This window comes from Paraburkholderia suaedae (assembly GCF_040812055.1).
Lineage (GTDB): Bacteria > Pseudomonadota > Gammaproteobacteria > Burkholderiales > Burkholderiaceae > Paraburkholderia.
Genome location: NZ_JBFOAH010000032.1, coordinates 49942 through 74736 on the forward strand (window position 1 = coordinate 49942; position 24795 = coordinate 74736).

A 24795-nucleotide genomic window follows, 5' to 3' on the forward strand; every position below is an offset into this window, starting at 1 on the left:
GACACTCATGCACGCTTATCCGATTCTCAGCATTGCGATCTGGTTGCCGATCCTGGTCGGTCTGCTGGTCCTTGCCATCGGTTCCGACGCGAACCCGGCGCCCGCGCGCTGGCTTGCGCTAATCGGCTCGGTCGCCAGCTTCCTCGTGACCATCCCGCTGATCACCAGTTTCGACCCGAGCACGGCCGATCTGCAGTTCGTCGAACAGGTCCCCTGGATCGAACGCTTTCACATCGCGTACCACCTGGGTGTCGACGGCATCTCGATGTGGTTCGTGGTGCTGACCGCATTGATCACGGTGATCGTCGTCATCTCCGCGTGGGAAGTCATCACGAAGAACGTCGCGCAGTACCTGGCCGCGTTCCTGATCCTGTCGGGCATCATGGTCGGCGTGTTCAGCGCAGCCGACGGCATGCTGTTCTACGTGTTCTTCGAAGCGACGCTGATTCCGATGTACATCATCATCGGCGTCTGGGGCGGGGCGAACCGCGTGTATGCTGCGTTCAAGTTCTTCCTGTACACGCTGATGGGCTCGCTGCTGATGCTGGTCGCGTTGCTGTACCTGTACATCGAGACCGGCACGTTCGATCTCGCCACCTGGCAGCATGCGCAGATCGCGATGACGCCACAGGTGCTGCTATTCATAGCGTTTTTCCTGGCGTTCGCGGTGAAGGTGCCGATGTGGCCGGTGCACACGTGGTTGCCGGACGCCCACGTGGAAGCACCGACCGGCGGCTCGGTCGTGCTGGCCGCGATCATGCTGAAGCTCGGCGCATACGGTTTCCTGCGCTTCTCGCTGCCGGTCACGCCGGACGCAAGCCACTTTCTCGCGCCGGTGGTCATCACGCTGTCGCTGATCGCGGTGATCTACATCGGCCTCGTCGCGATGGTGCAAGCCGACATGAAGAAGCTGGTCGCGTATTCGTCGATCGCGCACATGGGCTTCGTCACGCTCGGTTTCTTCATCTTCAACCAGCTCGGTGCGGAAGGCGCGATCGTGCAGATGATCTCGCACGGTTTCGTGTCGGGCGCGATGTTCCTGAGCATCGGCGTGCTGTACGACCGCATGCACTCGCGTCAAATCGCCGATTACGGCGGCGTCGTCAACGTCATGCCGAAGTTCGCTGCGTTCGTGATGCTGTTCGCGATGGCCAATTGCGGCTTGCCGGGCACCTCCGGTTTCGTCGGCGAATTCATGGTGATTCTGGCTGCCGTCCAGTACAACTTCTGGATCGCGGGCGGTGCGGCGGTGACGCTGATTCTCGGCGCGGCCTACACGCTGTGGATGTACAAGCGCGTGTACTTTGGCGCGGTCGCCAACGATCACGTGAAGAGCATGCTGGACATCGGCCGCCGCGAGTTTTTCATGCTGGCAGTGCTCGCTGCACTGACGCTGTTCATGGGCCTGTATCCGAAGCCCTTTACCGATGTGATGCACGTATCCGTGGAAAATCTCCTCTCCCACGTTGCGCAGTCGAAGCTGCCGTTGCCTCAGTAACGCCGAGCGGAGGAATTAAAAGACCATGCAAAACGCCCCTATGACTGCTCTGTTGCCCGACGCACTGGTGATGCTTGCCGTTGTCGTCGCGTGGCTCAACGACACGTTCGTCGGCCAGGACGGTCGCCGTACCACGTATTTCATCGCAGTCTTCTCGACGCTGGTCGCCGGGATCTGGTTTGCGGTGAACGCGTTCGACCCCCAGGTGCGCTACTTTTTCGGCCACATGTACGTAGTGGACTCGTTCGCCAGCGGTATGAAGGCGGTGGTGTCGCTCGGCTACGCGGTGTCGATCGTGTATTCGCGCCGCTACCTCGAAGATCGTGGTCTGTTCCGCGGCGATTTCTTCCTGTTGGGAATGTTCTCGCTGCTTGGGCAGCTCGTGATGATCTCGGGCAACAACTTCCTGACGCTGTATCTCGGTCTCGAACTGATGTCGTTGTCGCTGTATGCGGTCATCGCGCTGCGCCGCGAAGTGGCGCAGTCGAACGAAGCTGCGATGAAGTACTACGTGCTCGGCGCGCTGGCTTCCGGGTTCCTGCTGTACGGCATCTCGATGCTGTACGGCGCGACCGGCTCGCTGGACCTGAACGAAGTGTTCAAGGCTATCGGCACCAGTCACTACGATCCAAGCGTGCTGCTGTTCGGTGTGATCTTCATCGTTGCCGGCGTGGCGTTCAAGATGGGCGCGGTGCCGTTCCACATGTGGGTGCCCGATGTGTATCAGGGCGCTCCGACGGCGATGACGCTGATCGTCGGCGGTGGCCCGAAGGTCGCGGCGTTCGCGTGGGGCCTGCGTTTCCTCGTGATGGGCTTGCTGCCGCTCGCGGTCGAATGGCAGCAAATGCTGGTGATTCTGGCGGCGCTGTCGCTGATCGTCGGCAACATCACCGGTATCGTGCAGCGTAACGTCAAGCGGATGCTTGCGTATTCGGCCATCTCGAACATGGGCTTCGTGTTGCTCGGGCTGCTGGCCGGCGTGGTGGACCAGAAGACGGCGGGTGCCGCCAACGCGTACGGCTCGGCAATGTTCTACAGCATCGTCTATCTGATCACGACGCTCGGCACGTTCGGCATCGTCATGCTGCTGGCGCGCCGCGATTTCGAAGCGGATACGCTGGAAGACTTCAAGGGCCTGAATCAGCGCAGCCCTGTGTTCGCGTTCGTGATGATGATCATGATGTTCTCGCTCGCCGGCATTCCGCCCGCGGTCGGCTTCTACGCGAAGCTCGCCGTGCTGGAGGCGACCATGAACGCCGGTCTGACCTGGCTTACCGTGCTGGCCGTGATCACGTCGCTGTTCGGCGCGTTCTACTACCTGCGTATCGTCAAGCTGATGTATTTCGACGAGCCGCAAGACAAGTCGCCCATCGTGGCCGACAGCAGCACCCGTGCTTTGCTTGCGCTCAACGGTGTCGCCGTGCTGGTGCTCGGTATCGTGCCCGATCCGCTGCTGAAGGCTTGCCTGCAAGCTATCCAGCACACGCTGCTGCTCTGATGTCGGCAGCGGGCTGGTTTATCGTGTTGTTGGCGCTGGTCGGCGCCAACCTCCCTTTCCTGAACCAGCGCCTCTTTGCCGCCGTGCCGTTGAAAGCCGCGAAGAAGAGCGCGTGGATCCGGATTGCCGAATTGATCGTGCTGTATTTCGTGGTCGGCGCACTCGGTTTTCTGCTCGAAGCACGCGCGGGCAACCGCTTTGAACAGGGCTGGCAGTTCTATGCGATCACGTTTGCACTGTTCGTCGTGTTCGCGTTTCCCGGCTTTACCTTCCAATATCTCGTCAAACGACGCTGACGGCGTCTCGCCGTCGCGCGCCAGGCTGTCCTGAGGTCCGCATATGGCTGCTTTTCCCGAGCTCCCCAATCATGACGCTGCGCTTACCGAGACCTGTGTCGACAGCAAGACGGTTCATCAAGGCCCGTTTTTGACGCTCAAGTGCGATACCGTGCGCTTGCCGGACGGCAAGCACGCAACTCGCGAATACGTGCAGCATCCGGGCGCCGTGATGGTGATTCCGTTGTTCGACGACGGCCGCGTGCTACTAGAAAGCCAGTACCGTTATCCGATGGGCAAGGTCATGGTCGAGTATCCGGCCGGCAAGCTCGACCCGAACGAGAGCGCGCTGACCTGTGCGATCCGCGAGCTGCGCGAGGAAACCGGCTATACGGCGCGTGAATACGTGTACCTGACGCGCGTTCACCCGATCATTTCCTACTCCACCGAATTCATCGATATCTACATTGCGCGCGGTCTGACGGCAGGAGAGCGCAAGCTCGACGACGGCGAGTTTCTCGAACTCTTCACGGCGACAGTGCCGCAAGTGTCCGAGTGGGTAAGAACCGGCAAGATCACCGACGTGAAGACCATCATCGGCACGTTCTGGCTGGAGAAGGTGTTGTCGGGCACGTGGCCGATGGCTGCGCCGCAATAGCCCGCGGCGGCGCGCAGCCGCTTCCAACGTACGAATGAAAGCCCCTGTCGGTCCATGACCGGCAGGGGCTTTGTCATGGGGGAAGCGGTTTCGAGCGAGTGCCTGCGCGACGTCTGAAGAACCGGGTCGGCTTCCGATGCCATCCGGCAATCTCGCCGGGCGGCCATCATAACGTCAGGTCTGCTGCTATCCAGCGTGTGGAATTAGCCGAACAATCCGGGCAATCATGCCAGGCACTCGAGGGCAGTGCATCGGTTTTGCATCTGTCGAACGTTCTTGAATGGCTGGGCGAGCGCGGCGGGTATGATATCCACACACACGTTGCGGATATCGCTAAAGCGACGAAGCAGATCAACGTTGCCAAAAGTGCGCGGACGCGAACTGCGGTTAGGCCGTCAACTGGCAAGCCTGGTCGCGTCGCGAGCCGATGGCGGCAGATGCGACGGCAGCAAGCTCTGCGCGATCGGCAGCTGCCGGCGCAAAGCGTTAAAATCGCCCACCACGTTCGCTTCGATAACCATGTCCGGCGTTGGCCCGACGTCCGCAGCGTTTTTGCGAACGACCGTTCACAAAATTTGATTTTGCGCTAAACTGGCACGCAAGCCCTGATTCCACATGAAGGTCCTCGATTTACAGTGTGCGCATGGCCATCGGTTCGAAGGCTGGTTCGCTTCGGCTGATGACTTCGAATCGCAGCAGTCCCGCAAGCTGGTCGACTGTCCGATCTGCGGTGCGAACGAGGTGAGCCGTTTGCCGTCGGCACCGCGTCTGAATCTATCGGGTGCGGCCGACACAAAACAGCCGGCGGGCGCAGGTGAAATGCAGGCGCGCGTCATGCGCGCGTTGCGCGAGGTGCTGGAGAAGACCGAGAACGTGGGCGAGCGCTTTGCCGAGGAAGCGCGGCGCATGCACTACAACGAAGCGCCCGCACGCAATATTCGCGGTGTTACGACACCCGAAGATGCGCGTGCCTTGGTCGAAGAAGGCATCGAAGTGATGCCGCTACCGGTCCCGGCTGCTTTGAAGGAACCGCTGCAATAGCGCAGTGGCTCTGCGGCGGCGGTTGGTCGCGGCCAGGAGACACTACGCATGAATCTGGACTATTCGCCCGCTGAAAACGCGTTCCGCGCGGACATCCGTGCCTGGCTCGAAGCGAGTCTGCCTCGCGAGCTGAGCGACAAGGTACTCAATCACAAGCGTCTTTCGCGCGAAGACTTCGCAAGCTGGCACAGGCTGCTCGGCACGCGCGGCTGGTCAGCGATTGCCTGGCCGCGAGAATACGGCGGCCCCGGCTGGGACGCAACCCAACGGCATATCTGGGACGAAGAGTGCGCGCGTATCGGCGCGCCATCCGTGCTGCCTTTCGGCGTTTCGATGGTGGCGCCGGTGCTGATGAAATACGGCAATGACGCACAGAAGCGCCACTATTTGCCGCGCATTCTCGACGGCACGCACTGGTGGTGCCAAGGCTATTCCGAGCCGGGCTCCGGTTCCGATCTGGCGTCGCTGCGCACGCGCGCGGAGCGCGTCGGTGACCATTACGTGGTCAACGGTCAGAAAACCTGGACGACGCTGGGCCAATATGCAGACATGATGTTCTGCCTCGTGCGCACCGACAGCAGTGCCAAGAAGCAGGAGGGCATCTCGTTCCTGCTGATCGACATGAAAACGCCGGGCATCACCGTACGACCCATCATCACGCTCGACGAAGACCACGAAGTCAATGAGGTGTTCTTCGAAGACGTGAAGGTGCCGGTCGAAAACCTGGTGGGTGAAGAAAATCGCGGCTGGACTTATGCAAAGTACCTGCTCGGCCACGAGCGAACCGGCATTGCCCGCGTCGGGCAGTCCAAGCGCGAACTCGTATTCCTGAAGCGCGTCGCGCTCGATCAAAAGAAGAACGGCAAACCGTTGCTTCAGGATCCGGTATTCGCCGCCAAAGTCGCGAACCTCGAAATCGAGTTGATGGCACTTGAAGTCACCGTGCAACGGGTGGTCGCCAATGAGGCGGGCGGCCGAGGGCCGGGATCGGAAGCGTCGATGCTGAAAATCAAAGGCACCGAAGTGCAGCAGGCGCTCACCGAACTGATGGTCGAAGCGATCGGCCCGCTCGCCGCGCCGTTCGATCCCGGGTTCCTGGCAGGCGAAAGCGAGCATAGCGTGGCCGGCGACGACGATGCCGCGCCGCTCGCCGCGTACTACTTCAACTACCGCAAGACCTCGATTTACGGCGGCTCGAACGAAATTCAGAAAAACATCATCGCTCAGATGATGCTTGGACTTTGAGGAGCGGCGCATGGACTTCACTTTCAACGACGAACAGCAGCAATTCGCCGACGCGCTGCGCCGCTATCTGAACAAGAACTACGGCTTCGAAGCCCGTCAGGCGATCGTGCGCTCGCAGGCCGGTGTGTCGGACACGCATTGGGCGGCTTTTACGGAGTTGGGCTTGACTGCGTTGCCCGTACCGCACGCGCAAGGCGGTTTCAGCGGCGGTCCGATCGATATGCTGGTGGTCATGCAGGAGCTGGGCCGCGCACTGGTCGTGGAGCCGTATTGGGCGACCGCGGTCGGCATCGAGGCACTGCGTCTCGCGGGCAGCGGCGAAGGCCAGGACGCGTCACTGCTTGAACGCGCCGCGCAGGGCGAGCTCAAGTTGGCCGTCGCATTTCATGAGCCGCACGCGCGCTACGACCTGTTCGACATCGCCACGACCGCGCGCGACGACGGCGGCGAGCAGCAGACTTTGCACGGCGTGAAATCGGTCGTGCTGCACGGCGCACAAGCGCACGCGTGGATCGTGCCGGCGCGGTTGAACGGCGACATCGCACTGTTTGTCGTCGCGCGCGACGCGGCCGGCGTCAAGGTCACCGACTATCGCACGATCGACGGTCAACGGGCCGCCACCCTTGAATTCGACGGCACGCCTGCGCGCCGGCTCGCCGGCCAACATGCGGGCGCGGCGGCGCTCGAACATAGCGCGGACTACGGCACCTTGCTGCTGTGCGCGGAGGCGCTCGGCGCGCTCGACGCGCTGAACGTCGCAACCGTCGACTACACCCGGACGCGGCAGCAATTCGGCCAGCCGATTGCCCGCTTTCAGGTGTTGCAGCATCGAATGGTCGACATGCTGATTCATGCCGAGCAGGCGCGTTCCATCACCTATCTGGCCGCCATGCGCTACAGCAGCAAAGACGCCGACGAGCGCCGCCGCGCGATCTCGGCAGCCAAGGTCCGGGTGGGTCAGGCCGCGCGCTTCGTGGGTCAGCAGGCGGTTCAGTTGCATGGCGGCATGGGCGTGACGAACGAAGTGGCCGCGGCGCATCTGTTCAAGCGCCTCGCCATTATCGAAACCACGCTCGGCGATGTCGATCATCATCTCGCGCGGTTCGCCGCGCTGCCCGGCTTTGCGACTGCCGAAGCCTGATCGGCCCGGTCAAACGGATAAAAAGGAGCTGCAACCATGACAGTCAGTTTCGAGGATATGGTGGTCGGTACGGCCATCGAAATCGGCAAGCACACGTTCACGCGCGAGGAGATCGTCGAATTCGCGCAGAAGTTCGACCCGCAGCCGTTTCATCTTGACGAAGCCGCCGCAGCCGAGTCGGCATTTCGCGGCCTGGTGGCAAGCGGCTGGCATACGTGTTCGGTGATGATGGGCATGCTGGTGCGCAAGCTGCTTTCCGACTCCACGTCGATGGGTTCGCCCGGTATCGACGAGATTCGCTGGCTGAAGCCAGTGCGCGTCGGCGACACGATTACGATGATGAACGCTGTGCTCGACAAGCGCGTGTCGGAGAGCAAACCGGATCGCGGCATCGTGTCCACACGCTGGGAGGGGATCAATCAGCATGGCGAAACGGTGATCACCGTACGCTCGAAAGGCATCTTCGGGCTGCGCAATGCGCAACCCGCATCATGACGGCTAGTGCGGCCATTGAAGGCAACAACCCACCTGGGTTCGTTGCCCCAAAAGCTAGTGCTTTGCGTATTGCGTCGCGCCGAACAGCACTTCTTTCGCCTTGTCGTCCATCAGCGGTACACGGGCGGACGCCAGCACTTCGACGCCGCGCACCACCGCCGGCCGAGCGGCGATCTCTTCGTGCCAGCGTTTGACGTTCGCAAACGTATCGAGCTCGATGCCCTGGTTTTGCCACGAGCGTGTCCACGGAAATGCGGCGATGTCCGCGATCGTATAGTCGTTGCCCGCGAGGAACTGCGTCTTGCCCAGTTGCATGTCCATCACGCCGTACAGGCGCCGCGCCTCGTTCGTATAGCGATTGATCGCATACTCCAGCTTCTCGGGCGCATAGACGCGAAAGTGGTGGGTCTGTCCAAGCATCGGACCGATGCTGCCCATTTGAAACATCAGCCATTGCAGCACGCAGTAGCGCGCGGCCGGCTCCGTCGGCAGGAATTTGCCGGTCTTCTCGGCGAGGTAAATCAGAATCGCGCCCGACTCGAACAGCGCAAATGGTCGACCGTCGGCGCCCTTCGGACCCTCGGAATCGACGATTGCCGGGATCTTGTTGTTCGGGCTGATGGCGAGAAATTCGGGCTTGAATTGATCTCCTGCGCCGATGTTCACAGCATGCACGTTGTACGGTAAGCCCGTCTCTTCGAGCATGATGTGCACCTTGTGGCCGTTCGGGGTCGCCCAGCTGTAGACATCGATCATCCTGGCTCCTTATTCGTGAAAGCGGCGCCGCAAAAAGGGCGCCGGCAGTGTCGAAAATTAGAGCATAGATTGCACGATGCTGCTTGGCGGCGCACGCAGCACAGCGCTTGCCGCCCGCATGCGATCCGCGCTTGCAAACCGACTTAGGCCCGGGCCGCGAACCGAGAGCCAGGCCGAGACCCAGGCCGAGAACCAGTCTTAGACCCGCGCGCCAGGTGGCTCCATGCGAGCGGTCACACCCGCATCGCTATAACGCGCGAGTTCGAGCTTCGCGATGGCGTTGCGGTGGACTTCGTCCGGGCCGTCGGCGAAGCGCAATGTTCTTGCCGATGCGTACGCATACGCGAGCGGGAAGTCGTCGCTGACGCCACCCCCGCCATGGGCCTGGATGGCCCAGTCGATCACCTGGCAGGCCATATTCGGCGCGACCACCTTGATCATCGCGATTTCGCCGCGCGCGCCCTTGTTGCCGACCGTGTCCATCATGTACGCGGTTTTCAGCGTCAGAAGGCGCGCCTGTTCGATCATGCAGCGTGCCTCGGCGAGGCGTTCCTGCGTGACGCCTTGCGCCGCCACCGGCTTGCCGAAGGCGACGCGTTGCAGCGAGCGTTTGGCCATCAGTTCAAGCGCGCGCTCGGCAAGCCCGATCAGGCGCATGCAATGATGGATGCGTCCCGGCCCGAGCCGGCCTTGCGCGATTTCGAAGCCGCGGCCTTCGCCGAGGAGCAGGTTGGCAGCGGGCACGCGCACGTTCTCGAGCGTGATTTCCATGTGCCCGTGCGGCGCGTCGTCGTAGCCGAACACGGTGAGCGGGCGGTGCACGGTGACGCCCGTGGCGTCGGCGGGAACGAGGATCATCGACTGCTGTTGGTGGCGCGGCGCGCCCGGATCGGTCTTGCCCATGACGATGTAGATCCGGCAGCGCGGATCGCCTGCGCCGGAGGACCACCACTTATGGCCGTTGATCACGTAGTGGTCGCCATCGCGCACGATGCTGGTCTGGATGTTGGTCGCATCCGACGACGCCACCTCCGGCTCGGTCATCAAAAACGCCGAACGGATGTGGCCTTGCAGCAGCGGTTCGAGCCACTCGCGTTTGTTGTCTTCGCTGCCGTAGCGTTCGATCGTCTCCATGTTGCCGGTATCGGGCGCGTTGCAGTTGAATACTTCAGGTGCCCACGGCACACGGCCCATGATCTCGCACAGCGGCGCGTATTCGAGATTCGTCAGCCCGGCACCGCGCGTCGATTCGGGCAGGAACAGGTTCCACAGGCCGGCGTCGCGCGCTTTGCCTTTGAGTTGTTCGATCAGTTCAGTCGGCACCCATGCATTGCCGTTCTGGCGATTGCGGGCAATCTCCGCATAAAACGCCTGCTCGTTCGGGTAGATGTGCTCGTCGAAGAAAGCCAGCAGCTTTTCGCGCAACGCCTGGACCTTCGGGGTGTAATCGAAATTCATCTGAGACCTCGCGGATAACGACAGCGGATGAGATTGGATCGGGATGCGTTGCTTTCGACGCACAACACGGGGCGCGCAGCATGGGCGGGCACCGCCCATTCGGTCGGTTCATCTAACGCAGTCAACGCACCCTCTGCGCGTACTGCCATGCAAGCTCGGCCATCGGCTTCGCGCGACGCCCGGCATCGAGCGCCTGCGCGCTGGCCGCGGTGCCGTCGACGACGCGCTTCATGATGCCTTGCAGAATCGCCGCGATGCGAAACATGTTGTACGCGAGGTAGAAATTCCAGTCGCCGTGTATTTCGAAGCCGGTCCGCTCGCAATAACGTTCGACGTAGCGGGCTTCATCGGGAATGCCCAGCGCGGCCCAATCGAGACCCGCAATACCGCGGAATTGCGCGGGATCGACATGCCACGCCATGCAGTGATAGGCGAAGTCGGCGAGCGGATCGCCGAGCGTGGACAATTCCCAGTCGAGCACCGCGAGCACGCGCGGTTCGTGAGGGTGGAAGATCAGGTTGTCGAGCCGGTAGTCGCCATGCACGACCGATGCGCGGTTGCCCGTTTCGGCCGGCATATGCTGCGGCAGCCATTCGATCAGGCGCTGCATCGCGTCGATCGGTTCAGTTTCGGACGCGAGATACTGCTTGCTCCAGCGGCCGATCTGTCTTGCAAAGTAATTGCCAGGCTTGCCGTAGTCGGTGAGACCGGCCGCTCCTGCGTCGACGCTGTGCAACGCCGCGATGACCCGGTTCGTTTCATCGTAGATCGCTGCGCGCTCGGCGGGCGTCATGCCCGGTAGCGACGGGTCCCACAGCACGCGGCCTTCGACGAACTCCATCACGTAGAACGCGCGGCCGATCACGCTTTCGTCCTCGCACAGCGCGAGCATTTGCGCGACCGGCACGTCGCTGTCGGCGAGCGCGCGCATCACGCGGTATTCACGTTCGACTGCGTGTGCGGACGGCAGCAGTTTTGCGGCGGGTCCGGGCTTCGCGCGCATCACATACGAGCGCGACGACGTGACGAGTTTGAACGTGGGATTGGACTGGCCGCCGGCGAATTGCTCGAGCGTGAGCGGTCCGCAAAACCCGTCGACATGCCGGCTCAGCCACGCGGCGAGCGCGTCGCTGTCGAAGCGTTGCCGCTCGTTGACCGGGCGCGTGCCCTCGAAGGCCGAATAGTCCGGCCTGGGTTCGGGCTCACCAGTCAGTGTGGCTTGCACCATATGTCTCCTCCGCTTGCGGTTCAGCTACGCTTGTATTGAATGAATTGTGCGTAGAGCATTTCCATCGTGGTGTTGCGCACGTCGCGGTGCAGCGGCGACGGCGGTGAATAGTTCAGCGTGCGCAGCACCCAGTCGCGCGGGGCGGTGCCCACGTCGAGCGCATTGATGCAGCCGGTGGCCTGCGACAGATGCCCGAAGAAGGTCCGCCCGCCGGCTGTAATCGCATGCGACAGGATGGCGCGGTTCACGCCGCCATGCAGGACCAGCAACACGGTGTCCCATGAGCTGTCCTCGCGCAGCGCCGCGACCGCCGGCAGCACGCGATCGAACAATGCGCCGATGGTTTCGCCGTCGAGAAAGCGCGTGCTTTCCGGCACGATGCCGTCGAACACGCCGAGAAAAGCTGCCTCGATATCTTGCGGTGCGATGCTGCCGAGCTTGCCGCCGCGAATCTCCTCGAACGCGGGCTCGATCTCGAGTTCGATATGCTGGCCGGTCTCGGCCAGCACGCGCTGCGCCGTTTCGACCGTGCGCGGCAAACCGCTGACGATCACGCGGTCGAACCGCACCTGCTGTTCGGCGAATACGCGGCCCGCCGCGCTGGCCTGTTCGCGCCCGTTCGCATTCAAGTGCACCGTCTCGGGGACGATCGCGCGGCCGGAGTCGTCAAAGTAGGTGACGTCGCCGTGACGCATCAGGAATATGCGGCGGCGTTTGGGCAGTTGGTAGTCGGGCATGGTGGTGGGTTGGCTCCTGGTTCGCGCGCAATTTACTTGTAGACCGGCGCGCGTTTTTCGAGGAACGCGGAGATTCCTTCGAGACCGTCGCGGTGATGCAGCGCCGCGACGAAGCTGTCGCGTTCCGCAACCAGATGGTCGGCCAGCGGTTGCGTGCCGGCGGCGCCGATCAGTCCTTTGATGCGCGCGAGCGCGTTGGGCGAGATTTTGCCGAGTTCGTCGGCCCAGGCGACGGCGGTGTCGCGTGCGGTGCCCGGCTTGGCGAGCTTGTTGACGACGCCGAGTTCGTGCAGACGCGCCGCGCCAATCGGCTTGCCTTCGATCAGCACTTCGGTGGCCAGCTGCCGCGGCAGCGCCTGGGCGAGGAACCACGAGCCGCCGCCGTCGGGCGTCAGGCCCACGCGTGCATACGACATCACGAACTTCGCGTCGTTAGCGGCGACGATCAGGTCGCACGCGAGCGCGAGCGAGAATCCGGCGCCGGCCGCGGCGCCGTCGACGGCGGCGATCACCGGCTTGGACGACAGCCGCAGCGCGGAAATCCATTGGCCGAGCAGATCGATGCTCTGTGCCTGCACCGACGGATCCTTGGCGCGGTTTTCCAGCAGGCGGTTCAGATTGCCGCCCGCGCAAAAGAAGTTGTCCGCGCCGGTGATCACGACGGCGCGGATCGACGGATCGCGCTCCACCGAGTCGAGCGCTTCTATGCCGGCCGCGTACATGTCGGGATGCAGCGCGTTGCGCGCGCCGGGATTCGACAGCGTGAGCACCAGTGTGGAGTCGCTTTCGGTCGGGCGCGAGGTCAGCAGTTCGGCGCTCATGCGTGGTTCTCCGGTTGTGTGCGCGGTTGTGTCTGCGCTGGAAGGTCGGCGGCGTCGCGCTGCGTCAGCGACAGGCCGAGTTGCGCACGCCGCGCGAGCCAGGGTGACGGACGGTAGCGCGGGTCGCCAAGCACGCTGAACATATTGCGCAAAATCGTCAGGATGGTGGGCGCGCCGAGCGCGTCGCCCAGCGCGAGCGGTCCGCGCGGGTAGCCGAGACCGAGGGTCACGGCGAGGTCGATGTCGTCCGGCGTGGCGATCTGCTTTTGCGCAATATCGCAGCCGATGTTGACGATCGTCGCCACCACCCGTTGCGCGACGAAGCCGGTCGAGTCGCGGATCACGGTGACGGGCACGCCGTCGGCGGCAAACAGCGCATGCGCCGTGTCGCGTGCAGTGCGCGTGGTGGCCGGGGTGGTCATCAGCGTGCGGCGTTGTGCGCCGACGAGCGGGAACAGCGCGTCGATGGCGACGACGCGGCTCGCGTCGAGCGCTTCGTCGACCGCCGCCGTGGTCGCGTCGTGGCCAAACGGCGTCACGACGATCAACGAGTCCGCGGCGGGCGCGGCGCCGTCGTCGAGCTTGACGCCGGCCTTGCCGAGCAGTTGCACGACTGCTTCGCGGGCTTGCGGATAACGCGCGCTGACCCAGACGCTGTTGGGCAGTCCGGTGGGCGCGGGCGCTTCGGCCGCCACCTGCTGCTTGCCGTCGACATAGCGGTAAAAGCCTTCTCCCGACTTGCGGCCGATCAGTCCGCCCGCGAGCCGCGTGCCGGTAATCGGCGACGGCGTGAAGCGCGGCTCTTCGTAGAACTGATGATAGATCGACTCCATCACCGGATGCGAAACGTCCAGCGCCGTCAGGTCCAGCAGTTCGAACGGCCCGAGCCGAAAGCCCGCCTGCTCGCGCATGATGCGATCTATGTCCGCGAAGCTCGCCACGCCTTCGCCGGCCACGCGCAAGCCCTCGGTGTTCATGCCGCGCCCCGCGTGATTGACGATGAAGCCGGGCATATCCTTCGCGCGCACGGGCGTATGGCCCATGCGGCGTGCGAGGTCCATCAGCGCGTCGCCCGCGGCCGGGTCGCTGCGTAGTCCGTCGATCACCTCGACGACTTTCATCAACGGTACGGGATTGAAAAAGTGATAGCCGACCACCCGTGAAGGATCTTTACAGCCGGCGGCGATGGCCGTGATCGACAGTGAGGATGTGTTGGACGCGAGCAAGCAACGGCCGCTCACCACCGTCTCGAGTTCGCGAAAGAGCGCCTGCTTCACGTCGAGCTTTTCGACGATCGCTTCGACCACCAGATCGCAGCCGGCCAGTTCGCCCAGCGCTTGCGCGCCGCTGACGTTGGCGAGGGCGGCATGCGAGCCGGTCTCGTCGAGCTTGCCTTTGGCGGTCAGTTTGGCGAAAGTCTCGGCGAGATAGTCGCGCGCGGCGCCGGCGGCGGCGGGGTTGGTGTCGTACAGACGCACCTTCAGCCCCGCCAGCGCGGCGATTTGCGCAATGCCGCGACCCATTGCGCCGGTTCCGACAATGCCGATAGTGTCGATACTGAAATTGCGAGAGTTCATTGTGATGCTCGACTCCATGGTTATTTTAGAATAGCACGGTCGTGCAATTGACTGGATGTACTGGATGATTGTTCGAAGGCCGCTGTCGTGCCTCTCTGTCGTGCTTCTCTGTCGTGACTGTAGCGCGCGGTCTCGTTCCACTCGAAGCAAGGAGACACTGGATGATCAAGCTGTGCGGTATTGCGCTGTCCAACTACTACAACAAAGTGAAGTTCGTGCTCCTCGAATACGGCATCCCGTTCGAAGAGGTGTCCGTGGTGCCCAGCCAGGATGAGGCCGTGCTCGAGCATTCGCCGCTCGGCAAGGTGCCTTACCTGCGCACAGAGCAGGGCGATCTGTGCGAGTCGCAGTGCATCGTCGAGTATCTGGCCGCGCGCTTTCCCGAGCGGCACATTTTTTCCGCCGACCCATGGGAGGCGGCCAAAGAGCGCGAGATGATCATGTTCGTCGACGTGCATCTCGAACTGACTGCGCGCAATCTGTACAAGGAAGCGTTTTTCGGCGGAACGGTGAGCGATGCGACCAAACGACGTATCGAGAAACTGCTCGCACATCACATCGCCGGTTTCAGGCGGATCGCGAAGTTCGGTCCGCATCTGTGCGGGCAGCGTTTCAGTGTCGCCGATACTGCTGGGTATGTGAGCCTGCCGCTGGTGGGCATGGCGACACAGGCCATCTACGGCCGCGATTTTCTGCTCGACGCGGGCGTGGACTGGAAGAGCTATGTGAAGACGATCAACGCACGAGCGGCCGCGCAGCGGGTGACCGAAGACCGAAAGGCGTATATCGCGGCGACGCGCCCGGCGTGATTGCAGGCGTGGCCGAGCAAACAGGCCAACGCGTGCCAGGCGCGCATTGGCCACTGCGCGCGCTAGCGAGGAACATGGGTTCGTTCGCAGCATCGCGCAGCGCATCCTAGAGCCGCGCCAGCCGTTCTATGGCGGTGGCGAGGGTGCTCTCCTGCTTGGCAAAGCAGAACCGCACCACGCCCGATTCATGCGCCTCATGATAGAACGCGGAGACCGGAATGGCCGCGACGCCGATTTCGCCGGTCAGCCATTGGGCAAACTCCGCCTCGGGCAGATCGCTGATGGCCGAATAATCGACGCACTGAAAATACGTGCCGGTGCAAGGCAGCAACTTGAAGCGAGACTTCGCGAGGCCGGCGCGGAAGAAGTCGCGCTTTTTCTGATAGAACGCTGGCAAGTCGAGATAGGGCGCCGGATCTTTCATGTATTCGGCAAGACCGATCTGCATCGGCGTATTGACCGTGAACACGTTGAACTGGTGCACCTTGCGAAACTCGGCGGTGAGCGCGGCGGGGGCCGCCACGTAGCCAATCTTCCACCCCGTTACGTGATAGGTCTTGCCGAAGCTCGACACCACGAAACTGCGCTGCGCCAGTTCCGGGTAACGGGCGACGCTCTCGTGCGGCGCGCCATCGTAGACCATGTGTTCGTACACCTCATCGGAGAGGATCAGCACGTTGGTGCCGCGCACGATTGCTTCGAGCCTGCGCATGTCCTCGGCGCGCCAGACCGTGCCGGTCGGATTGTGCGGCGTGTTGATCAGCAGGAGCCGCGTTTTCGGCGTGATCGCAGCGGCGAGTTTGTCGAACGGGATCGCGTAGTCCGGCGCGTCGAGCGTGACGAAGACCGGCTTGCCGCCGGCCAGTTCGATCGACGGCAGATAGCTGTCGTAAGTCGGCTCGACCACGACGACTTCGTCGCCCGGATGCACGGTGCAGAGAATCGCGGTCAGCAAGGCCTGGGTGGCGCCTGCGGTCACGGTGATTTCGCTTGTCGCGTCGTAGCGGCGGCCGTACAGATTCGCGATTTTCTCCGAGATGGCCTCGCGCAGCGGCGCGGCGCCAGCCATCGGCGGGTATTGGTTATGGCCGTTGTGCATCGCGTTCGCAACCGCGTCCACAATGCGCGGATCGCAGCCGAAGTCGGGAAAGCCCTGGCCCAGATTCACCGCGCCTTTTTCGGCGGCAAGCGCGCTCATCACGGTGAAAATCGTCGTGCCGACATTCGGCAGGCGAGAGGGGAACGAGGGACTCGTGGGCGTGTCGTGCGGTGCATTCATGGCGCTGTCCGGAGCGTGGGCGAGTGTGTTGGCGAAATGGGGGAAAGGCGTCGCGAGCGTTGAACCAAGCCCGATTGTAGGGAATCGCGGCGCTGCGTGCCCGCCCGAGGCCCGCGCGTTGGCCCGCGCGTTGGCCCGCGTTGGCCGTTCTGCCGCTGTACATGCCGCGGCGCTCACGCTGTCGTGGGCTCGCCTGCGGCGCTCAACGCGGCGCCGATGGCGGCGACAAACGGCGCCGGCTGCGCGATCTGGAAGCCGAAGTCGCGCGCGATGCGTCTTGCCAGCTTCAACACCGCGCGATCTTTCGAGACCAGCCAGTCGGCCCGCGCGGCATGCGCGAGTTCCAGAAACTTCTGGTCGTCGCGATCTTTGCATTTCGGCAATGGACGCGCATCGTCTGCGGGTGCCGCAGCATCGACTACTTGCGCGAGCCGCGCGACGACCGCGAGCGCGGCGGCCTTGTCCACGTTGCGATGCACGAATTGCGGATAGTCGAGCACGTAGGCGAGTTCCGCGAGACAGCGCGCGTCGATTAGCGCGGCCACGGCGCCGCTTTCGAGCGCGAGCGCGATTGGCCGCGTATGCGGATCGTCAAACACGAGAATATCGATCCAGACATTGGAATCGAGAACGACGCGCAGAGCGCTCTGTGAGGCATGGGGACCGGGCATTCGTTACAATCTGGCTTTCGTCTTTGACCGCCAGGCACGGCGTGCCTGCAAGCCTCTATGATAATCGTTCTGTCGCCGGCGAAATCGCTCGACTACGAGACCCCGCCGCATGTCGAGAAGCACACCATCCCCGATTTCGTCGATGACGCTGCCGAACTGATCGGCGGATTGCGCCGTTTGTCGCCGCAGCAGATCGCCTCGCTGATGGACATTTCGGATCAGCTTGCGCACCTCAATTTTCAGCGCTATGCCGAATGGTCGCCGCGATTCGGCACGCACAACGCGAAGCAGGCGGTGCTCGCATTCAACGGCGACGTGTATGAGGGCCTCGATGCGAAGACCTTGTCGCCGGCCGATCTCGACTATGCACAGAATCACGTGCGGGTGCTGTCGGGCCTGTACGGCCTGTTACGCCCGCTCGATCTGCTGCAGCCTTACCGCCTGGAAATGGGCACGCGTTTGGCCAATCCGCGGGGCAAGGATCTGTACGCGTTCTGGGGCGAGCGCATCACGCATGCGTTGAACGCGCAATTGAAGAACAACGGCGCGGCCTCGCGCGTGCTGGTGAATTGCGCGTCGGGCGAGTACTTCAGGTCGGTCAAGCCGAAGCTGCTCGACGCACCGGTCGTCACACCGGTGTTCGAGGACTGGAAGGGCGGCCGCTACAAAATCATCAGCTTTCATGCAAAGCGCGCGCGCGGCCTGATGGCGCGCTACGCGGTGGAAAACCGCGTCGAGCGTCCCGAGCAGTTGAAGGACTTCGACGCCGAAGGCTATGCGTTCGTCGCCGAGGCCTCGAACGATTCCACTTACGTGTTTCGCCGCCGCGTCGCTGAATAAATGTTTCGCCACGCACCGAGGCAGGGAAGAACATCATGACGTTATCCATTACGAGCACTTTCGACGCGGGCGCGATTGACGTGCTGTCCTGCGCGGACGCCGGCAACATCCGTCTGCGTGTACGCCCGGACAGTCACGCGGAGTTCGCGCAGTGGTTCTATTTTCGTGTGTCGGGCGCGGCGGGCACGCGCTGTGTGATGACTTTCGAAAATGCCGCCACTTGCGCGTTCGCCGAGGGCTGGCGCGACTATAAGGCGGTGGCGAGCTATGACCGGGTCAACTGGTTTCGCGTGCCGACTTCGTACGACGGCCGCGTGCTGACCATCGACCACACGCCGGAGTTCGACCGCATTTACTACGCGTATTTCGAGCCGTATAGCGAGGAGCGTCATGCGGAGTTTCTCGGCGCTGTGCAGCAGATGCCGCAGGCTGCGCTTACCGAACTCGGCACGAGCGTCGAAGGGCGGCCCATCTCGTTGCTCACGCTTGGCACGCCGCAAACCGGCGACAGGCCGAAAAAGAAGATCTGGCTGATTGCGCGCCAGCACCCGGGCGAGACGATGGCCGAATGGTTTATCGAGGGGCTCGTGAAGCGCCTTGCGGGCTGGGGCGATTGGGCGGGCGACCCGGTCGCGCGCACACTCTACGACCATGCGGTGTTTTACGTTGTGCCGAACATGAATCCGGACGGCAGCGTGCACGGCAATCTGCGCACCAACGCCGCCGGCGCGAACCTCAATCGTGAATGGATGGAGCCGGACGCCGCACGCAGCCCGGAAGTGCTGGCAGTGCGCGATGCGATTCACGCGACGGGTTGCGACCTGTTCTTCGATATCCACGGCGACGAGGCGCTGCCCTATGTGTTCGTGGCGGGCTCCGAAATGCTGCCGGGTTTCACCGAGCGGCAGGCACAGGAGCAGAAGGCCTTCATCGACGCATTCAAGCAGGCGAGCCCCGACTTTCAGGACAAGTACGGCTATGCCGCCAGCAAGTATCGCGAGGATGCGTTGAAGCTTGCGTCCAAATATATCGGCAACGAATTCGGTTGTCTGTCGCTGACGCTGGAGATGCCGTTCAAGGACAACGCCAATCTGCCCGACGAGCGGGTGGGCTGGAACGGCGAGCGCAGTGCCTCGCTTGGCGCTGCGATGCTGCAGGCGATCTTGCATCACGTCGAGACATTTGCCTGAAGCGGGGCGCGGGCGAGCGACAATAAAACGAGGCGCACATGGTGACGTGTGCGCCTCGTTTTCATTGCAACGCTGCAAACGCCGGCTGTGTTGCAGCGACGCCCTTGCGCGCTGCCTATCAGTGCGTTTTCTTCTTCGACGAAGCTTTGCTGCTTGCCGCTTTGCTCGACGTCGCCTTCGACGATTTTCCTGGGCTGGACCTGGACGGCTTCGAGATCGCTTTCTTGGCGGTTTTGCCGCTCGTGGAGTGCTTTCCTCTCGTACTCCTGTGCTTGCCGGAAGCGGCTCCCGATCCCGCAGATCCACCACTGCGAGCGCGCGCCGGGGGCACCGGATCATTCCAGCTGAATGCCAGCATCTGTGCACCCACATAGCCGCAACGGAATTTCAGTGCAGCGGGATCGCCTTCCCCGTTCTGACGAATGCCGAGGCCTTCGACCGTAACGATGTTGTCGACCTTGACGCGCTGTTTGCCCTCGTCGAACGAATCGTTCCAAGGTGTCACCGACGAGTGGGCGCTGTCGAAAGAGCTGGGCGGAAATTCGACGTGATCGAAGGCGGTCGATGTGCTTGCGACAAACTCGCCATGCGCCGCGCAGTCCGCAACTAGCGGATCTGCATGAAGTTCATTGACGAATCTGTTGACGAGACCGTTGTGCTGTTCGAGTTGATCGGCGAATGCGGGAGCGGCGCAGGCTAGCGAGAGTCCTGCTGCAACAAGTGCCAACCGGCCGAGTAACCGCAGCGATCGGCGCGGTACGTTGGTGCGATCCATCTAGTTCTTTATGCGCTGATAAGACATGAGGCAAGTAAGATGCCCACGGACAAGGTGGAGTTCAATCCTGGCGTAAATATTTTTGCTGCCTTGGGGTGCGAGCTTGTAGGGCCGTGCAAGGGTATCCGGTCGGCCTCTGAGCAGACGCGTTCAAACTTCGCAGTGTGTCAGGTGCGCGGGCCGCCCAGACGATATCTGCGCACGTCGTAGGTGGTGACCCATGCTGGACGGTAGACCGCGATCAAGGCGGTCGACATGCCTGTGAACCAGGCTTCGCCGGTGGCAAGCAGCAGTGCGCTGAATGCATAGCCGACCGGCACCACGGCCATTGAGCCATCGGCAAGTGCGACGTGGATGCCGAGCGCCGCAGCGGCGGTAAGCGACACCGCGATGGCCGGCGAAATAAAGCCCTGGCCGAAGATAAACATGAAAAGGTTGCGCGGCAGCCACGCGATGCTGATGCGCTGGAGCAGTGTCGAGATGCCGACAGGCAACGCGCCGTACACGAGAAAAGTCAGCGCGATGCCTTGCCACGGGGCGTCGAACATAACGGCGGCGAGCCCGGTGACGATGGCCATTGCGACCAGCGCGAGCGCCCAGTCGAATAGCGTAACGATGAGCGTGGCGCCGAGCAGGTGCATCACGGTGCCGTCGTCGAGCCACGCGTTGCTCGCCCACAGCACCGACACGGCGACGATGATGGCCAGCCACACATGCTGCAGCGTGCCGTCCTGAAGTCGTTTGAAAGGATTTTTCCACAGTGCGAGCGCGACCGCTATCGCAGTGACGATCCAGCCACCGACAGCGATCCAGAACGGAAGCGGTGTGTAGAGAAACCCCATGAGTCTCATATTACTCGTTGGACGAGAAAAGGTGTGAGCGGATTCCATGCCAGCCGACGCAAACGCCGCCAGAGAGTGGTGTTGAGGCGTTCGTTCGAGCGGCGATGGATATCGGCTAACTTCGAGTCCCCGGCTTCGTGGTCGGCGGGGCCGCCGGCGCGTCGCTATAGGGTGTGCTCGGCTCGGCTGCCATCGGAAGTGAGGCGCTGGTGTCGTCGGCCGGCAACGGATACTCGAAGCGCCGGACCTTATGGCGTCGCAGCGGCACGACGCCGGCTTGGCCCATCACGGGACGCGCCGAGCCCTCGCTGCTGTTGCGCAGCACTTGCAGATGACTGGTTAGCCAACCGTTGTAAAGCGCGACCGCCGCGGCGCGATTGGTTGCGCCTAGCTGCTGAAATATGCTCGTCAAGTGGATCTTGACCGTGCCTTCGCTAATGCCGAGCGTGCGCGCGATCATCTTGTTGGTGCTGCCCATGTGAACGCAGCGCATGATCTGCTCCTGACGGGGCGACAATCCGCTCGAGAGCCTCGTGCGGCGCGGCGGCGGGCTTTTTGCGTCGAATACGCGGATGGCGGTGTCGGGCGGCAGCGGAGGGTCGAGCGCCAGTGCGCCGGGTGGTACGTAGTGACCGCCCAGCAGCACCATTTCCAACGCACGGATGATGAGGCAGGGGTCGGTTTCTCGCGGTATGACGCCGAGCACGCCTTCGTCCATCAGCGCCCGCACCGTGGCCGGCGACATGGTGTCGGTCAGTACCGCGACGCGCAGATCCGGGAAGTAGCTGAGCAGCTCGCGGGCATCCGCGACGGTCATTGACTCCTGCCAGTCGATCACGAGCAGGTCGGGGCGGTGACGCTTGAGCGTGCGTTCGATGTGCCGCCAATCCTGCGCTTCAGTAAAGCGCGCCAGCCGGTCGATTTGTCTCAGCAGTGCCTTGAGTCCGTCACGTCGTTCCGCGTTTGAGTTGAGTATCGAAAATCGCATGCATGTCTCCAGATGATTCGGGCGAAGTGGCGCGACGCATCGATTCGGCATCTGAGCAGGATGCCTCGCGATTCGTCGCCGGTCCTATGATGACAAATTCCCTTCGTCTTGACGGCCTGTCCAAAAGGCATAGGAGAGATGAGCCAACAAGCAAAAGCCCCGCTTACCGGGGCTTTTTTCTGGGCGGCAGCGCATGACCACACGCGCATTCGGGGTCAATGGAAGTGCGGCTGCGCGGGCTCCGCGTCCTCCGGCATTTCCGCGTGGACGATCTCGCCGAGCGGGTCCGCATAGAGCGGCACGCCACAATCGTCGCAATATTCCGGCTCGAAGCGGCCCGCGTGGCGACGCACGTCGGTCACGCCGGTTTCCTTGAGGAGTGCCACGATCTGCTCCAACGGATCGTCCGGCGCAGCGCTTTCGTGCGGTTCTTCGTCGATGCCCGGTTCGCCGTTCTCGCGGCCGTACAGCGGCCAGACGACGCCGTAAATCACGTCGTTACTGCCGCGGCGCGTAAAGCCCACGCGGTACTCGTCGATGCGACGCTCGCCGAAGCCGGCGACCACCGCGCGCAATTCCTGCGGCGCCGCGCCAATTGTGTCGAACAGATAACGCACGGCGGTACGCACGGTATGCGGGCGCACGCTTTCGTCGGCGTCCCGGCAAGCCGAATAGTATGCGTCGGGCAACAGACATTCGAATTCGCAGCCCGGCAACACCAGCGACAGATTCGCGCCTCCTTGCGTAGCCCATTGCTCGAGACATTGACCCCGCTCGATACGGCTGCCGTGGTCCTCTTCCTGCCAACGGAAAACCGGTTCGCCGAGCGGCGCCGCGACGACGGCCAACAGGAAGCGCGGGTCGGCCAGAATCGGCGAGGTTTCCGGCAGTTCGCCGAAATTCAGCTTCGCATGGCCGCCGGCCAAGGCCGCCTGTGCGAGTTGCTGGGCGATGCGCCACGTTTCGACGTGATGGCGCGGCAGTTGGTCGATGCTGTAGAGGAAAGGCGCCAGCGCGACGCGCGTATTGGCCGCCAGCACATGCGCCTGCAGGTGCGCGCGCAACGCGTCGGCCGCGTCGGCCTTGAGCGGGCCTGAAGGAATCATGTAGCGGGTCCACGCCAGCACGGGCGCGGCGATCAGCAGTGCCTCGTACGGCACGCCATCGTGCTCGAGGACGAACGACTCGCTGTGCGTTTCCGCCATGTCGGCGAGCGCGCCGTACGCATCGGGATGGTTCTGCTGCAAGTGATCTAGCGCGGCGTCCAGCGTAGTCTGGTTGGCGTTGCGGACGATCTTGGCCAGCAGCGCATCGAGCTTCGCTTCCCAGAAGCGATCTTCGGTGCGGCTGCCCGACGCAAAAAGCGCGAGCGAGAGACCGACGAGTTTGTCGGCATCAGGGGGGAGACGTTTGGCAATTCGCGAGCGCATAAATCCGGAAAGTGGGAGGCGGGGAACCTTATATTCTAGTCTTTTCTATGCCACCACATTATTTATCCGCCAACGTTGAGAGGATCGGGACGCTCGGGGACGGCAATCGGTCAGGGGAAGGACCCTATCTCTCTTTGGCTGGACGGTATGGGAAGCCGCGGAGCGACCCGCCAAGCGCGACTCGCTTTTGTACTGACGGCAGTCAGCGGGCGCCGGGCAAACGCATGTCAATCAATCTGTCGGCGACGTCTGGCTCAATAGGAGATTCAGTGTGAAATCGGACCAGCTGATCGAACGTCTCGCCGCGGTATTCGCGTTGCTTGTCCTGGTGGGCGGGTCGCTGTTGGTGCTGGCGCCTTTTACTACAGCGTTGCTGTGGGGAGCCATCCTCAGTTACAGCTCCTGGGGACTTTACAGGAGGCTGGCCGCGGTGCTCGGCGGGCGGCGCAAATGGGCCGCCAGTCTGATCGTGCTCATCATTCTGATTGTGGTGCTCGGGCCGTTCGTTTACGCAGGTTTCGCGTTCGGCGCGCACGTTCACGAGATCGTGGCCCTGGTGCAAAGGCTGTTCGAGGACGGCTTGCCTGACCTGCCTGGGTGGATTGGCCGGATTCCACTGGTGGGTTCGAACATCGTTGCCTTCTGGGCGCATTTGACGAGCAGCGATTCGGAATTGATTGCGCAGCTGCGCACGCTGGCGGCCCCGGCCGGAAAGTGGATTCTGGCGGCGGCGCTTGCCGTCACGCACGGGCTTGGGCTGTTGGCGTTGAGTATCGTGCTCGCGTTGTTCTTTTACACCGGCGGTGAGGGCGCGGCTGCGTGGCTGAATGCGGGCATGCGGCGCATCGCCGGCGAACGTGCCGAATATCTACTGGCGCTTGCCGGCAGTACCGTGAAAGGCGTGGTCTATGGAATTCTCGGCACGGCGCTCGTCCAAGGAGTCCTCGCCGGCTTTGGCTGCTGGGTTGCCGGCGTACCGGCGCCTGCACTGCTAGGGCTGGCAACCTTCTTTCTGTCGGTAGTGCCCGGCGGTCCCGTGATAGTCTGGTTGCCCGCGGCTATCTGGCTGTATCACGGCGGGGAGACCGGATGGGCGATCTTTCTGGTGGTCTGGGGCGTGCTGGCGGTCGGCATGTCTGACAATGTCATCAAACCGATCCTGATCGGCAAGAATAGCGACATGCCGCTGATCCTTGTGATGCTGGGGATTTTGGGCGGTGCATTGGCTTTCGGCTTTCTCGGGGTGTTTATTGGACCGACCTTGCTCGCGGTCGCCTACACCGTGCTGCACGATTGGACGATCGGCGCGCCGGCGGCGCATGCCTTGGCACCCGACCTCGAGCCGCCGGCGGTCGCTGATTCGCCTCCAATTGAAAAGACGCCCTGATAGGCGTCATTCAGATAACACTTGCAAGCCCGGTTCGGGCTCGCTAGAATCTCGCTCTTTCGTGCGCCGGACCTCGGGGCACGAAGAGGCGGGAAAGCCAGCAGTGGCGAGGCTTCCAGCGCGTCGGGCAGGTCAGGAAACGTAAAAAAACCTGTT

At 62.9% G+C, this 24795-nt stretch carries 25 protein-coding genes; 13 read left to right on the plus strand and 12 right to left on the minus strand.

Annotated features, from left to right (window positions below; genetic code table 11):
* The first annotated feature begins 7 nt into the window (after positions 1-7).
* From ABQJ48_RS31400 to ABQJ48_RS31440, 9 genes are all read left to right on the plus strand, one after another.
* A complete protein-coding gene (locus tag ABQJ48_RS31400) occupies positions 8-1498 on the plus strand; it encodes an NADH-quinone oxidoreductase subunit M (RefSeq protein ID WP_367841831.1) in 1491 nt (496 codons plus the stop codon).
* A gap of 25 nt (positions 1499-1523) precedes the next feature.
* Complete coding sequence (gene nuoN / locus ABQJ48_RS31405; protein ID WP_367841832.1) at positions 1524-2996, plus strand: NADH-quinone oxidoreductase subunit NuoN; 1473 nt, start codon at positions 1524-1526, stop codon at positions 2994-2996.
* Positions 2996-3292 carry a DUF2818 family protein gene (locus tag ABQJ48_RS31410; protein WP_007175603.1) on the plus strand — a complete coding sequence of 99 codons (297 nt, stop codon included), beginning with the start codon at positions 2996-2998 and terminating at the stop codon, positions 3290-3292. The genes nuoN and ABQJ48_RS31410 overlap by 1 nt, the downstream gene beginning before the upstream one ends.
* Before the next feature lie 43 nt (positions 3293-3335).
* Positions 3336-3929: an NUDIX domain-containing protein gene (locus ABQJ48_RS31415; protein WP_367841833.1), complete on the plus strand. Its 594-nt coding sequence runs from the start codon at positions 3336-3338 to the stop codon at positions 3927-3929.
* 197 nt (positions 3930-4126) lie between these two features.
* Positions 4127-4519 (plus strand): hypothetical protein, encoded by a 393-nt coding sequence (locus ABQJ48_RS37920; RefSeq protein ID WP_473094216.1) that lies wholly within the window; start codon positions 4127-4129, stop codon positions 4517-4519.
* A gap of 25 nt (positions 4520-4544) precedes the next feature.
* Complete coding sequence (locus tag ABQJ48_RS31425) at positions 4545-4970, plus strand: DUF1178 family protein (RefSeq protein WP_367841834.1); 426 nt, start codon at positions 4545-4547, stop codon at positions 4968-4970.
* Positions 4971-5018: 48 nt separating this feature from the next.
* A complete protein-coding gene (locus ABQJ48_RS31430; protein WP_367841835.1) occupies positions 5019-6215 on the plus strand; it encodes an acyl-CoA dehydrogenase family protein in 1197 nt (398 codons plus the stop codon).
* Positions 6216-6225: 10 nt separating this feature from the next.
* Complete coding sequence (locus ABQJ48_RS31435) at positions 6226-7356, plus strand: acyl-CoA dehydrogenase family protein (protein ID WP_367841836.1); 1131 nt, start codon at positions 6226-6228, stop codon at positions 7354-7356.
* Between the two features lie 36 nt (positions 7357-7392).
* The gene (locus ABQJ48_RS31440; protein ID WP_367841837.1) at positions 7393-7851 is read left to right on the plus strand and encodes a MaoC family dehydratase; all 459 of its coding nucleotides are present in this window, start codon (positions 7393-7395) and stop codon (positions 7849-7851) included.
* 54 nt (positions 7852-7905) lie between these two features.
* Here ABQJ48_RS31440 and ABQJ48_RS31445 read toward each other — a convergent pair whose 3' ends face one another.
* The 6 genes from ABQJ48_RS31445 to ABQJ48_RS31470 all read right to left on the minus strand — a co-directional run bounded on the left by ABQJ48_RS31445 (position 7906) and on the right by ABQJ48_RS31470 (position 14428).
* The gene (locus ABQJ48_RS31445) at positions 7906-8607 is read right to left on the minus strand and encodes a glutathione S-transferase N-terminal domain-containing protein (protein WP_367841838.1); all 702 of its coding nucleotides are present in this window, start codon (positions 8605-8607) and stop codon (positions 7906-7908) included.
* 198 nt (positions 8608-8805) lie between these two features.
* Positions 8806-10065, minus strand: coding sequence for an acyl-CoA dehydrogenase family protein (locus ABQJ48_RS31450; RefSeq protein ID WP_367841839.1), 1260 nt, complete (start codon positions 10063-10065; stop codon positions 8806-8808).
* Positions 10066-10186: 121 nt separating this feature from the next.
* Positions 10187-11293, minus strand: a complete 1107-nt coding sequence (locus ABQJ48_RS31455) for a phosphotransferase (protein ID WP_367841840.1) — start codon at positions 11291-11293, stop codon at positions 10187-10189.
* A 20-nt stretch (positions 11294-11313) separates the two neighbouring features.
* A complete protein-coding gene (locus ABQJ48_RS31460) occupies positions 11314-12030 on the minus strand; it encodes a histidine phosphatase family protein (RefSeq protein WP_367841841.1) in 717 nt (238 codons plus the stop codon).
* A 32-nt stretch (positions 12031-12062) separates the two neighbouring features.
* Positions 12063-12851, minus strand: coding sequence for an oxepin-CoA hydrolase, alternative type (locus ABQJ48_RS31465; RefSeq protein WP_367841842.1), 789 nt, complete (start codon positions 12849-12851; stop codon positions 12063-12065).
* Positions 12848-14428: a 3-hydroxyacyl-CoA dehydrogenase gene (locus tag ABQJ48_RS31470; protein WP_367841843.1), complete on the minus strand. Its 1581-nt coding sequence runs from the start codon at positions 14426-14428 to the stop codon at positions 12848-12850. Before ABQJ48_RS31470 ends, ABQJ48_RS31465 begins: the two co-directional genes overlap by 4 nt.
* 161 nt (positions 14429-14589) lie before the next feature.
* On the opposite strand from ABQJ48_RS31470, the gene ABQJ48_RS31475 reads away from it, so the two are divergent.
* Positions 14590-15237: a glutathione S-transferase family protein gene (locus ABQJ48_RS31475; RefSeq protein ID WP_367841844.1), complete on the plus strand. Its 648-nt coding sequence runs from the start codon at positions 14590-14592 to the stop codon at positions 15235-15237.
* A 106-nt stretch (positions 15238-15343) separates the two neighbouring features.
* Here the strand turns inward: ABQJ48_RS31475 and ABQJ48_RS31480 are convergent, their stop codons facing one another.
* Both ABQJ48_RS31480 and ABQJ48_RS31485 read right to left on the minus strand, forming a co-directional pair.
* Complete coding sequence (locus tag ABQJ48_RS31480; RefSeq protein WP_367841845.1) at positions 15344-16516, minus strand: pyridoxal phosphate-dependent aminotransferase; 1173 nt, start codon at positions 16514-16516, stop codon at positions 15344-15346.
* Between the two features lie 173 nt (positions 16517-16689).
* Complete coding sequence (locus tag ABQJ48_RS31485; protein WP_367841846.1) at positions 16690-17187, minus strand: putative toxin-antitoxin system toxin component, PIN family; 498 nt, start codon at positions 17185-17187, stop codon at positions 16690-16692.
* Positions 17188-17244: 57 nt separating this feature from the next.
* Between ABQJ48_RS31485 and yaaA the strand changes: the two genes are divergently transcribed.
* Positions 17245-18027 (plus strand): peroxide stress protein YaaA, encoded by a 783-nt coding sequence (yaaA, locus tag ABQJ48_RS31490; RefSeq protein ID WP_367841847.1) that lies wholly within the window; start codon positions 17245-17247, stop codon positions 18025-18027.
* Positions 18028-18062: 35 nt separating this feature from the next.
* A complete protein-coding gene (locus ABQJ48_RS31495; protein WP_367841848.1) occupies positions 18063-19217 on the plus strand; it encodes a M14 family metallopeptidase in 1155 nt (384 codons plus the stop codon).
* A gap of 118 nt (positions 19218-19335) precedes the next feature.
* Here the strand turns inward: ABQJ48_RS31495 and ABQJ48_RS31500 are convergent, their stop codons facing one another.
* The 4 genes from ABQJ48_RS31500 to ABQJ48_RS31515 form a co-directional block, all read right to left on the minus strand.
* Positions 19336-19992, minus strand: coding sequence for a BspC domain-containing protein (locus tag ABQJ48_RS31500; RefSeq protein ID WP_367841849.1), 657 nt, complete (start codon positions 19990-19992; stop codon positions 19336-19338).
* Between the two features lie 167 nt (positions 19993-20159).
* The gene (locus ABQJ48_RS31505) at positions 20160-20834 is read right to left on the minus strand and encodes an energy-coupling factor ABC transporter permease (protein ID WP_367841857.1); all 675 of its coding nucleotides are present in this window, start codon (positions 20832-20834) and stop codon (positions 20160-20162) included.
* Positions 20835-20949: 115 nt separating this feature from the next.
* Complete coding sequence (locus tag ABQJ48_RS31510) at positions 20950-21822, minus strand: response regulator transcription factor (RefSeq protein ID WP_367841850.1); 873 nt, start codon at positions 21820-21822, stop codon at positions 20950-20952.
* A gap of 215 nt (positions 21823-22037) precedes the next feature.
* Positions 22038-23252, minus strand: coding sequence for a DUF2863 family protein (locus tag ABQJ48_RS31515; protein WP_367841851.1), 1215 nt, complete (start codon positions 23250-23252; stop codon positions 22038-22040).
* A gap of 271 nt (positions 23253-23523) precedes the next feature.
* On the opposite strand from ABQJ48_RS31515, the gene ABQJ48_RS31520 reads away from it, so the two are divergent.
* Complete coding sequence (locus tag ABQJ48_RS31520) at positions 23524-24639, plus strand: AI-2E family transporter (protein ID WP_367841852.1); 1116 nt, start codon at positions 23524-23526, stop codon at positions 24637-24639.
* Positions 24640-24795 lie beyond the last annotated feature (156 nt).